The following is a 12,208-nucleotide window of genomic DNA, read 5'->3' on the forward strand; positions in this document are numbered from 1 at the left end:
GCGCCCCTCAAATCCTCTTTTCATACTGGCAACGTTAAAAACTTTCGGTAAGACCTGTCTTGCAAAAATTATCATTGACCACGGATTGTAAATCCGTTACACACAACCCCCTATGATCCCTGATGTTTCCATCATTGTTCCCTGCTACAATGTAGCCGCCTACGTGGACAGCTGCCTGGATAGCCTGGTACGCCAGACTCTCCGGAACATTGAAATTATCTGCATCAACGACGGCTCCACGGATGAGACCTGGATACATCTGCTGCGCTGGAAAGAAAAGGACAGCAGAATCATCCTTCTGAACCAGCGGAACGCGGGCGTCTCCGCAGCCAGGAATGCAGGGCTGGATGCCGCCTGCGGCCTTTATGTCGGCTTTGCGGATCCGGACGACTACATGGATCCGGAAATGTATTCCCGCCTTTTTTCGGCGGCTCTGGAATATGACGCAGACATTGTGGAATGCGGAAACCATGTTTTTGAAGACTCGTCAGACCGGCTTATCGAAGCCAAAAGAAGATCACCCTCCCGGCATTTTGAAGAGAACGCCTCTCCGGCCAGCTTCTTCCGGGATTCCATCTGGGGGAAAATGGATATCTGCGTGTGGAGCAAACTGTTCCGGAAAAGCATGCTGGACGCCCACCGCCTCCGCTTCAACGTACATCTGAAATCCGGTGCAGAGGATGAAACCTTCCGGCTGATGGCCGTTCCCCATGCCTCCCGTCTCCTGTTCATTCCCGACTGCCTGTATTACTACCGCCTTATGCGCAACGGCTCCCTCTCCCGCCGCTGCAACGTTCCCACCTACTCCAAATGCGTGCAGGAATTCCAGCGGCTGCTGTACATTGTGGACTACTGGCAGAAACAAGGATGGCAGAATGAAGGCCTGTTCGCTTACGGCGTTCGGAAAATCAGGCCTTTTTTTGTTTCCAAGCATCCCCTTTTCCATCAGATGACTGCTGTCCAGCAACGTTCCGCGCTGGACTGGTGGAGCCTGTTCTATCAGAAGGCGGAAGGAAAACGTTTCCTCTCCGCTCTATCGGGACGGGACAGGCAACTGGCGGACCTGTTGAACTCGGCGAAACCGGTCCCCAACGGCTGGGGGCGCATTCTGCTGGCAGCCTGCTCCCTGCTTCCCGGACAAAAAGGACGTTATTACTCCTGCAAAAAAATGCTTGCGGAACATTTTTCCCAAGTCTGCCCCAATGGGTTTCAAAAAGAAAACGCTTCTCTGGAAGAGCCGTTTGACACATCGCCGCCTTCCCTGTAAATTGCCTTATCCTCCCATTCCGGATCAATGAACCGTTTTCTCTCATTTGCAGACTCCCGCATGTCGGCCGCCCTGGAGCGGCTGGGCAGGCAGGCGGAAGCGCTGGATTTTTTTGATGAGATCACGCTCTTCACGGAACACGACCTTTCCGCAGAATTCACCAGCCGCATGGGCCGGTACCTGACGCCGTCCTGCCGGGGATTCGGATACTGGTCCTGGAAACCCTGGGTCATCCACCATGTCCTCCAAGAAATGGAGGAAGGCGACCGCCTCCTTTATCTGGATGCAGGCTGCCATATCAACGCCAACGGAACGGAGCGCTTCCGGGAATACGTAAACATGCTGGACCGCGACAGCCGCGGCATGCTGGTTTTCACCAACGGACAGCCGGAATACAAATGGACCAAAGGAGATATCTTCCGCCACTTCGGCGTTTCCCAAGAAGACGGGCATATCACGCATACCCAGCAAATTGCGGGCGGCCATGTTTTCCTGAAAAAGAACCCGCTCACGGAAAGCCTGATCCGGGATTGGCTCCATGTCTTTTACGACCATCTGCATCTTGCGGACAACACTCCTTCCGCCTCCCCCAACCTGCCGGGTTTTGTGGAAAACCGGTATGACCTGAGCATCTTCTCCATCCTATGCAAACTGAGGGGCATTACTACCCTCGATGGATCGGAAACCTATGCGGAAAACTGGGAACAGCTCTCCTTGTTTCCATTCCAGGACAGACGGGACATGGGAATCCCACGGGCCGGGAAAAAGGGATGGCTGGAAAAATGCAGGCAGCTCCTTCTTTCTTCCAAAGAAACGGATTAGGAATCCGGTAAAGCTTCCCCATTCGGAACAACCGGGCTGCACGACGTTTCCAAACGGGGCAATCTGACGCACCATGAACTGTTTTCCCGTCCTTTTCCACAGCTTCAGCCCGAAAATTCCTTTACCCTTCGGCTGCCGTTTCCGGAATGTAATGACGGTTATTTGGACAAGCTCTTTTCATTTGATCAGGAATGTTTTGCCTTCATGAAAGCAAACATCCCTCCATTCCAAAACTCCGCACCCGCACTATCCTCCGCCGACATTCTCCCACCTCTATTCACAGTTATGCTGTCACCGGAATCCGGCTTTCCCCCATTCATACCGGAATGAAAATAAAAAGGCCGTCATGCTGGGAACAGCCTGCCGCAGTTCATGGAATACTGGCAACCTGGATTTCCCCAAAACGTTTTTCTTTCAGATTTGTAGGCTTGACGGCGGATTCCTAATCCTCATACTTTCCTATGTGGCTTCTCCTCAATGCCGAACAATATTTCAAGTCTCCCATAGCGTCTCGGCCAGCTCCGCCCCTTACCGGTTGAGCGACGCTCTGAACCGGCATATTCCCGGCCTGAAATCCACCCTGCTGCTCCGGAGGCGCAAAGAAATTGACGGCCTGGAAATCCACAGGACACCCGCCAGAAGGGCTACGGACGCCTTGCGCCGCCATCTGGCCCATGGATTTGACATTCTGCTGCCGGAAAGAAGAAAAGACCTGCCTTTCTCCCTGAATGTGCTGGGCATGGGATTTGACACGGCCCAAATGGAAAAAGCCGATGTAGTGCATCTGCACTGGATAGGCGGCAGAACCGTGGATTTCTCGCAGCTGTGCCATATCCGCCGTCCATTGGTCTATACCCTGCACGACATGTTTGCCTGCACCGCGGGATGCCACTGCACCATGGACTGCGGCCTGTTCCAGGACGAATGCCGCGGTAACTGCCCCCAGCTTGGCGCTCCCCGCCTCTTCCGCAACATTCCAGCGTGGCTGTTTTCCCGCAAACGCCGCGCCTTCGGCCGCATCCCGTCCCTTACCCTCGTAACTCCCTCCCTCTGGTTAAAAAAGGAAGTGGAAAGAAGCTGCATGTTCCCTGGAAGAAAAATCGTACAGATTTACAATCCTGTGGACACGGACCTTTTCCGTCCGGCGGAAGACCGGAATGCCATCCGGGCCGGCCTGGGCATCCCGCCCGGAGCGTTCGTCATCGCCTGCGGCGCAACCGGCCTGTTCAATCCGGTCAAAGGCGGCCATTTCATCCCCCTGGTGCTGGAGGAACTATACCGGCGCGGGCACCGGAACCTTCATCTCCTGCTCTTCGGCAACCAGGAAAAAAGCGTGGACTACCCCTTCCCCAGCACAAACGCCGGATTCATTACGGACATGAACAAGCTGGCCGGGCTTTACAGCGCGGCAGACATTTTCCTGAACCCCACGCTTCAGGATGTCCTTTCCAACGTAGCGCTGGAATCCATGGCCTGCAAAACCCCTTCCGTTACCTTCCGGACGGGAGGAGTTCCGGAAGCGGTTCTGGACGGAAGGACGGGGCTGGTCGCTCAGCAGGGGGACCTGAACCAAATGGTCGCCCACTGCGAACGGCTCATCCAGGACGGAAAACTCCTGCAAACCCTGGCGGAGGAAGGCCGTCGGCACGCGGAACAAACATTCTCCTACCCCGTCATTGCCGCACGGCACGCCGCCCTGTATGAGGAAACGTTCCGGGAATACCGTTACGAAGAGTGAAAACGGCCGGCGTTCAACCGCCGGACTGCCTGTTCCAGCACATCCGGGCGCATCTTCCTTTGTCATTGACAAGAAAAAGACGCCTCATACACTCTGCACCGTTTCAACCCTTCTCTCCCCATGAAAACGCTTAAAATCTCCTTTTTACAGTCCACTCCGGATTTCGGCAGGGAAGGAATGCTTCAGCTTCTGAAAAGCCGGTATCATGTGGTGGAAGACGATTCCGATTTTGATTACCTGGTCGCCACCCCCTGGTTTTACGTCAACCGGGAGGCTTTTTACGATTTTCTGGAACGGGCCCCGGCCCATATCACCGTCATGTACGGCTGTCATGAAGCCATTGCACCGGATTTCATGCTGTTTGACTATTACATCGGGCTCGATACGGTGCCCGGAAGCGACCGTACTGTCAAACTTCCCTACCTTCGCCACCATTTGGAAGAAGTGCACGGCGGTAAGGAAGGCCTGGATGCCCATGCTCTCCTGGCCTCCAAAACGGGTTTCTGCAACTTTATTTACGCCAACCGCAAATCCCATCCCAACAGGGATTCCATGTTCCACAAACTCTCCGCTTTCCGGTTCGTCAATTCTCTGGGGCCCCATCTTAACAACACCCCGGGCGACGGCCATCGGGCGGAAGACTGGTACGCATCCTCCATCAGAATGAAAAAGCCGTATAAATTCTCCATTGCCTTTGAAAATGCATGGTACCCCGGCTACACCAGTGAAAAAATCGTCACCAGCATGCTTGCGGGCACCATTCCCATTTACTGGGGAAATCCGGACATCAGCCGGGAATTCAATTCCGCCTCATTCATCAACTGCCACGACTTCCCAACCCTGGACGACGCCGCGGCCTATGTGAAAAAAGTGGACGAAGACGACAACCTGTGGTGTGAAATCATGTCGCGCCCCTGGAAAACCCCGGAACAGGAAGCCCGCTTTCTGGAAGAGACGGAAAGGGAAACGGCCAAGCTTTACAAAATATTCGACCAATCTCCGGAAGAAGCGCGCCGCAAAGGTGACGGAACATGGGTATCCTACTACCATCGCTTTTTAAAACGCGGCCACAGGATGCAGCTGGCATGGCGGCGGCTGAAAAACCGTCTGCGCCGTTAACCAACGTTTCCGGGCAATTCAACCCCATGCCGGATTTCCTCTGTCCGCCTTCCCCCGTCCCCATCCACTTCCTTCCGCTTCATGAGCAAATGCTTTTCTGAAACCTTTTGTTCACCTTCTCCCCACCAAGCCGGAGGCGCCATCCACGGAACCTATTTCCCGCACATTGACGGCCTGCGTACTTTTGCCGTGCTGGCCGTCGTCCTGTACCATTTGCAGGAAGGGATCTGCCCTGGAGGCTATGCAGGCGTGGACATCTTCTTTGTCATCTCCGGATATCTGATTGGCGGAGGCCTCATCCGCAGCCTGAAGGAGGGAACGTTCTCCGTGACCTCCTTTTACCTCCGGAGAATCAGGCGCATCATGCCCGCCTACTTCTGCCTGATTGCGGCCGTGCTGGCTTTCGGCTGCGTCGTTCTGGACTGCGATGACCTGCGGACTCTGGGCCGGACGGTGAGATCCAGCGCCCTTTTCATCACCAACACTTACTTCAGCAGAACCACAGGGGATTACTTCAGCCCGGCGGCGGAAGAAAACCCTTTGCTGAACCTGTGGTCCCTGAGCGTGGAAGAACAATTTTACCTGATGATTCCGCTTACCCTGTGGCTGCTCTGGAAATTCAGGGAAAAAGCCGTCAAACCCGTTCTATGGGGGGCGCTGGGCCTCTCCTTCTTCGCCGCCGTCTGCCACATGGGGCATCTGGAACATAACAAGGCCTTCTACCTGCTTTACTGCCGCGCCTGGGAACTCCTGGCCGGCTGTCTTCTGGCCCTCGCCCCCGCCGCAGGACAAAACCGGGGCGCCGGATGGCTGCGGGCGGCGGGATGGGCCGGCATCCTGCTCCCATTTGCCTGCTATACGCCTTCCACTCCTTTTCCCGGATACACGGCCATCCCTTCCGTCGCGGGGGCGGCTTTGCTTATCCGTTACGGGAACCATGGCAGATCCGGGCGTATCCTCAGGCACCCGCTCAGCACAGGCATCGGCAAAATCTCCTACTCCCTGTACCTGTGGCATTGGCCGGTTATCATGTACTGGACGTACATCTGTTTCGACGAATGCGCTCCCTGGGATTATGCGGGAATGTTCCTTCTCTCCCTTCTTCTGGGTTTCCTCTCCTGGAAATTCGTGGAAACTCCCTTCAGGACGACCGTCTCATGGCAAAATCCCCAAAAAGCGTTTCTGGCCACGGCAGCAGGGTGCCTCATGCTGGGACTTGCCGGCGAATGGCTCAAATGGACGGACGGCGCGCGGGATTACTGGCATGTAGCGGCCAACAACATGGAATTCCCTGAATACTGGAAAGGGCCGGCCTTCCCTCCCTCCTTCGGCATCACGCCTCCCGGCCGGGCGGTGGTGGAAAAGGGCAACGCCATTCAGCACCATCATCCGGAGCTGGGGGATGTGACGGATTACCCTTTTGTCCTGCTGGGAAAAAACGGGCAGGCCCCTTCCTTCCTGCTTATGGGAGACAGCCATGCCATGGCCAGTTCCCCCGGATTTGACGAGGCCGCCCGGCTTCTTCAGCGTTCGGGCCTGTTCTACCGCGCGCGCCTGTGTCCGCTGAGCGGCATTTCCAGCTCCGGAGACTCCTCTTCCCTAACGCTCCTGCGCCTGATGTACCCCCATTGGGAACACAATATGGAACTAATCCTGGACTGGCTGGAAAATACCCCCCAAGTACAGACCGTATTCATCCACAACCGCTGGATTGAACTGGTCAACAACCACCGGGATACGCGCCTGAAACAACTGGTTGCAGACGGCCTGCGCCACACCTGCGCGCGCCTTCGGAAAGCCGGCAAGCAAATCGTGCTGCTGGGCCCCGTTCCCGAATGGACTTTCGGCCCGCGCAAGCTCATGCGCCGCAATGCCCTGCTGAACGCCAACCGGACAGACCGCCTACTGGGCGGAGATTTCAACACGCGGCAGCGTCCGGTATTCGCCCTGTTGGAGCACATGGAATCCACAGGCCTGTGCCGCTTCATTCCCCTCCACGGCACCTTCCATAAAAATGGGCGGTGGCAGGCGGAAGACGGCGGCCAATTAATGTACTGCGACGATAACCATCTTTCCCCCTATGGGGCAAAAAAAATGGTCGGCGGCATCATCGACCAGCTTTTCCCGGGAATGGAAAGAACAGCAGCCAACTGACGGAAGTACCGCACGGAAAAACATCCAATCCTTTGACATTGACAAGGCATGCAGGCCCCCTACACTGGCGCCAGGCAGCAAAGCCTTCGCGATGGTCCCGGATAAAAGCCCGGAATATGGAGGCCATACCGCGCCCCCCTCTTCAACGCCTGTACTCCCATGACGGATTCCCCCCGCCCCACACGCATCAAGGTCATCAGAAAATCCATGAAGGCCTCTCCGGATCAAACGGAATCCCTGTTGTGGGGCGACTGCCTGTTCTGCACGGACGCCGCCATGACGGATTACGACTGGGTTCTGGTATACGACGAATTTCCCAGAACTCCCGTGGGCACCATCAGGAATGAAACGGAACCCCTTCTCTGCCCTCCGGACCAGACTATCCTGATTACGGTGGAGCCCCCTTCCATCAAAATCTACAGCAGGGCATACACCAGCCAATTCGGCACCGTTCTCACCACCCACTCCGCCCGGGACCTTCCGCACCCCGGGCACACCCTGGGCCGCGGATGTCTTGAATGGCTGTACATCAAGCCCATGCAGGAAATTCTGGACCAGAAGGAATTCCCGAAGACAAAAATGCTCTCCACCATCTGCTCCGCCAAGCAGCATACGCATACCATGCATAAAAAGCGCTATGATCTTACGCGTTACCTGGCGGACCGTCTGCCGGAACTGGACTGGTTCGGACACGGCATCCGGGAAATAGAAAATAAAACCGTCGCCATGGATGACTACAAATATCATCTATGCGTGGAAAACCATCTGGAACCCCATCATTGGACGGAAAAACTGTCTGATGCCTTTGTCGCCATGACCCTTCCCTTTTACGCCGGGGATCCGTTGGCAACGGAATGCTTCCCGCAGGAAAGCTTCATCCCCATCCCGCTGGACAACCCGCAAAAAGCCCTTGAAATCATCCGCAAGGCCATGGAGGACGGAGAATATGAAAAACGGCTCCCCGCCATCCGTGAGGCAAGGCGCCTGGTGCTGGAAAAATACAACATGTTCGCTCAAACAGCGGCAGTCATTCACAACCACAGGGAAACGGGAACCATACGGCCCGGAGCCATGCTGAAAGGACGTCACGTCCTGCGGAAAAATCCGCTCAATGCCCTTCGGGAATTGGCAGACACCCTGGCCTATAAAATCAGATCGTTCGGCAGACGCGGAACCGGCCCCGGCGTGTAACCTGGATTCCGGGCGCGCGCCAACAGGAGGGAACAAATTCCCCCTGCCGGTAAAAAGAATGGGCGGCCAATATTCCGCCAACTGCCTTGCGGCAGACGGAACGGCCCAGCCCGGTCTGAAACCGATTCAAACCGGACGGGAAACAGGCCATTAAAACGGAAAAAACTTAATCCGCTTTGCGGGAAGCGTGCCTCTTGGCCCGTTCCTCCTCCCGCTGCTTCTTCAGGTCTTCCTTCATCTTGGCCTTCTCTTCGGAATCCAGCTTTCCATCCTTGTTAATATCATATTTTTCAAGGAGAGCGGCTTTCTTCTCCGCAGAAGTCATTCTCTTGGGAGCGTCTCCCTCCGCCATGGAAGGCATGGCGAACGCAACGGCCAGAACAATAAGCAAATACTTCATGATTAAATGGGGTTTTGAATAATCCTTTTCTACTCCCGCACGTGCCGGTTGTCTCTCTTTTTTTAGCAATACATGCAAATTACCCGGCCATGCCCCTTTTCCGCCGCATGAACTCCCACCGGTCAAGCCTTCCCGAACGGGAAAAACAGCGGAATCACCACGACCATGACCAGCCCCATAATCACCTGCAGGGGAACGCCCACTTTCACGTAATCCATGAACGTATATTTCCCCGCCGGCATGACCAGGGCATTGGGCGGCGTGGAAAAGGGAGAGGCAAAACACATGCTGGTGCCTACGGAAACCGCCAGCAGCAGCGGATAAGGGCTGATGCCCATACTCGCCGCGGATTGCAGGGCGATAGGCGCCAGAAGCACCGCCGTAGCCGTATTGCTGATAAACATGGTCAGCAGGGACGCCGTGAAATAGACGCCCGCCATCAGGGCAAACGGCCCGAATCCCCCCAGTCCGGCCACCAGCCCGTGGGAAATGGCCTCTGAGGCTCCCGTCTTCTCCAGCGCTACGGACATCGGCAGCATGGCGGCAATCAACACGATGCTCTCCCAGTTGATCGTCCGGTACGCCTCCTCCACATTGCGCAGACAGCCGCACAACACCATCAGGACGGCGGCAATCAATACCGCCGCCACAGCAGGCACCCAGTTGAACACCATGGCCGCAATCATCAGCAGCATAATGCCTGCGGCCAGGGGGGCCTTATGCGTCAGGGTCACCTTGGAGGCCTCCGCCAGAGGCTGGCCCACTACAACCCATTCAAAGGTTTTCTCACTCAGGCGCGCAATATCCGTCCAGGTTCCCTGAACCAGCAGCGTATCTCCGTACTGGAGCTTCACATCCTTCAAATTATGGAAAATGTAATGGTTGTCTCGCTGGATGGCCAGAATATTGACCCCGTACTTGGCGCGCAGCCCCGAAGATTTCACGGGCATGTTGATAAGGTCCGAGTTCCGCATGAGCAGCATTTCCGCAATGCCTATCTCGTCAAACTTCAATTTGCTTTTCAACAGGGAATCCGTATCTTCCGACGTCTTCCGGTTAATCATCTCCGCCCCATATTCCCGGGCAAAACGGGCCACGTCCTCAAACTCTCCCATTACATAAATGACGTCGCCCCGGGCCACCCTCGTATCTGAACCCGCCATAGTCTGGCTGACCGTCTGCAGGAAGGAATGCCGGCCGGAATGCCTGCGGCGCACCTCCACAATATTCACGCGGTAAAGGTCCGGTATCTGAAGATCATGCAGAGGATGTTCCGTCAGAGGGGAATCCTCCAACACCCGGAGGCGGTAAAGATTATTAATAATCTGGTACTCATCTATCAACTGGCTGAGGGATTTCCCCTTGGCCTCGTGTTCCGCCCTGTCGTCATGACGTCCCAGAAATTTCCTGCTGAGGGGGATCAGCACCAGGATGCCCGTCACGATGCAGACAAGGCCGATGGGGGTGAACGCAAAAAAGCCCAGCCCCTCCATTCCGGCCTCCTGAAGCTGGTTGTTGACGACAAGGTTGGGGGGCGTGCCGATCAGCGTCAGCATGCCGCCCATACTGCTGGCAAATGCCATGGGCATGAGCAGGCGGCTCGTCTGAATGCCTCCGTCCGCAGCCAGGCTCACCAGAATAGGCAGCATCAGCGCCACCGTCCCCGTATTGCTGACAAAGGCGCCTATGCCGGCTGTAACAAGCATGGTCAGAACCAGCAGGCGCAACTCGCTCCTGCCGGCCAGTTTCATGATTCTGCCGCCCATCATCTTGGCCAGGCCCGTCCGGAAAATGGCGCCTCCCACCACGAAAAGCCCCACCATCATCACCACAATGGAATTGGAAAAGCCGGAAAGCGCCTGTTCCGGGCTCAAAATCCCGAACATAATCAGGCAGAGCAGGGAACACAGCGCGACAAGATCAGAACGAATCCTCCCCTGGACAAATAAAACGGCGGATATTCCCAGAATGAGAAGCGTGGTCAACATAGCAAAAACGGCAGGAGTGGAAAAATGGCAAGGGAGGATATCTAACATGACCGGCATGTCTTGTCGATAGGCTGAACAAGTCATTCACAAAACCGTCTCTCCGCCGGCATCCGGCAGAAAAAAACACTTTGTGCATCCTGCTCGGAGAACCCCGCTTCCTCTTTCCTTTCCCGGTATCATGGGGATGATGAAACAATAAAAAACGCGCTCTCTGAAAGAACGCGCCATAAAATGAAAAGTGGTGGGTAGAGAAGGATTCGAACCTTCGAAAGCAAATGCTAACAGATTTACAGTCTGCCCCCTTTGACCGCTCGGGAATCTACCCACTTGAAGTGATGTGCGGCGAATGTATAAGGATTCCCGTGCCTTAGCAAGTTTTTTTTCTAAAAAGTAGGTCCTCCCAGAAGCAGAACCCCTATATGCAACAGCCATGCCGCCGGAAGGAAAGCGGATGCAGGAACAAAAAGTCGGAAAAGGCAATTTTTACGAATCTCCCACATATACCGGAGCGCGGCTGTCCGGGGAATCCGCATCCAGTTGCTCCAGTTGGGGCAGAATGTTCTCCATGCTCTCCCATACGGAGGGAACAACCTTGATTGCGGTTCCAAACCGGACTGCCATCATCAGGGCGTCTGAAGGGCGGGCGTCCAGCTCCACCAGCTTGTCCATCACCTCATTGGCAGCCTCTATGGTCACGCGGGCATAAAAGACTTCATCCTTGCGGCCGTTGATAAGCACCAGCCTCACCCGGCATTCCATGGCGGATAAAAAGTGAGCCAGCAGGGAAGACGTGTCCGGCCGTACCGGGCGTTCCCCGTTCAGGCAGCGTTCCAGGGCCATGCCGTCTGTCAGCTCCATGAAAATGACGCCCACCTTGCCGGTCAGCGGATCACGCAGGCACACACCCGCCCCGGCCCGGGTGTAAAGCAGGGCGTAAGGTTCCAGAGTAATCAAATGTTCATCCGGCATGGCGGGCGGAAATCACATGTTAAAAACCGGGATTAATAACCCGTTCCGTATAGCGGGCAGCCACCTTGACGTATTTTTCCGCCCATTTGTGGTTATTATCCGCGGATTCCGGCCCCAGGTCCTTCACCACCTTGGCAGGAGAACCCAGCACCAGGGAATTGGGAGGAATGACGGTACCTTTGGTAATGAGCGCGCCCGCTCCCACCACAGACCCCTGGCCGATGACCGCTCCATCCAGAATAATGGACCCCATTCCTATCAGGCAATTATCCTCCACCGTGCAGGCGTGCAGAATCACGCCGTGCCCCACGGTTACGTACTTGCCTACATAGCAGCCGAAATCGTCTGCCAGGTGGATGCAGCTGTTGTCCTGGATATTGGAGTAATCACCAATGACGATCTTATTGATATCTGCGCGCAGCGTGGTATGGTACCAGACGCTGGCATGTTCCCCAATGGTAACATCTCCAATCAGATCAGCGCTTTCCGCCACAAAAGCGGTATCCGCCACTTTGGGCCAGAAGTTCGCGTAAGGTTCTCTTGCCATATAAGTCATGTAT

10 protein-coding genes and 1 tRNA gene are annotated in these 12,208 nt (G+C 55.6%); 6 read left to right on the forward strand and 5 right to left on the reverse strand.

Going from position 1 to position 12,208, the window contains the following annotated elements:
• Positions 1-112 precede the first annotated feature (112 nt).
• The 6 genes from BHW66_RS08295 (at position 113) to BHW66_RS08320 (ending at position 8,291) form a co-directional block, all read left to right on the forward strand.
• On the forward strand, positions 113-1,267 hold the full coding sequence (locus BHW66_RS08295; RefSeq protein ID WP_286689000.1) for a glycosyltransferase: 1,155 nt from the start codon (positions 113-115) through the stop codon (positions 1,265-1,267).
• Positions 1,268-1,327: 60 nt separating this feature from the next.
• Complete coding sequence (locus tag BHW66_RS08300; RefSeq protein WP_286689001.1) at positions 1,328-2,089, forward strand: hypothetical protein; 762 nt, start codon at positions 1,328-1,330, stop codon at positions 2,087-2,089.
• 535 nt (positions 2,090-2,624) lie between these two features.
• Complete coding sequence (locus BHW66_RS08305) at positions 2,625-3,827, forward strand: glycosyltransferase (RefSeq protein ID WP_180975838.1); 1,203 nt, start codon at positions 2,625-2,627, stop codon at positions 3,825-3,827.
• Between the two features lie 120 nt (positions 3,828-3,947).
• Complete coding sequence (locus tag BHW66_RS08310) at positions 3,948-4,946, forward strand: glycosyltransferase family 10 (protein WP_286689002.1); 999 nt, start codon at positions 3,948-3,950, stop codon at positions 4,944-4,946.
• Positions 4,947-5,027: 81 nt separating this feature from the next.
• A complete protein-coding gene (locus BHW66_RS08315) occupies positions 5,028-7,100 on the forward strand; it encodes an acyltransferase family protein (RefSeq protein ID WP_286689003.1) in 2,073 nt (690 codons plus the stop codon).
• A gap of 159 nt (positions 7,101-7,259) precedes the next feature.
• Complete coding sequence (locus BHW66_RS08320; protein ID WP_094140624.1) at positions 7,260-8,291, forward strand: glycosyltransferase family 10; 1,032 nt, start codon at positions 7,260-7,262, stop codon at positions 8,289-8,291.
• 166 nt (positions 8,292-8,457) lie between these two features.
• Here the strand turns inward: BHW66_RS08320 and BHW66_RS08325 are convergent, their stop codons facing one another.
• The 5 genes from BHW66_RS08325 to BHW66_RS08345 form a co-directional block, all read right to left on the reverse strand.
• Complete coding sequence (locus BHW66_RS08325; RefSeq protein ID WP_102758707.1) at positions 8,458-8,691, reverse strand: hypothetical protein; 234 nt, start codon at positions 8,689-8,691, stop codon at positions 8,458-8,460.
• Between the two features lie 122 nt (positions 8,692-8,813).
• Complete coding sequence (locus tag BHW66_RS08330) at positions 8,814-10,679, reverse strand: SLC13 family permease (protein WP_102758763.1); 1,866 nt, start codon at positions 10,677-10,679, stop codon at positions 8,814-8,816.
• Between the two features lie 239 nt (positions 10,680-10,918).
• A tRNA-Tyr gene (locus BHW66_RS08335) sits at positions 10,919-11,004 on the reverse strand.
• A gap of 158 nt (positions 11,005-11,162) precedes the next feature.
• Complete coding sequence (locus tag BHW66_RS08340) at positions 11,163-11,648, reverse strand: bifunctional nuclease domain-containing protein (protein WP_046436458.1); 486 nt, start codon at positions 11,646-11,648, stop codon at positions 11,163-11,165.
• 19 nt (positions 11,649-11,667) lie between these two features.
• Positions 11,668-12,195: a gamma carbonic anhydrase family protein gene (locus tag BHW66_RS08345; protein WP_232051467.1), complete on the reverse strand. Its 528-nt coding sequence runs from the start codon at positions 12,193-12,195 to the stop codon at positions 11,668-11,670.
• Between the last annotated feature and the right edge of the window lie 13 nt (positions 12,196-12,208).

This window comes from Akkermansia sp. 54_46, assembly GCF_001917295.1.
GTDB classification, from domain to species: Bacteria; Verrucomicrobiota; Verrucomicrobiia; order Verrucomicrobiales; family Akkermansiaceae; genus Akkermansia; species Akkermansia muciniphila.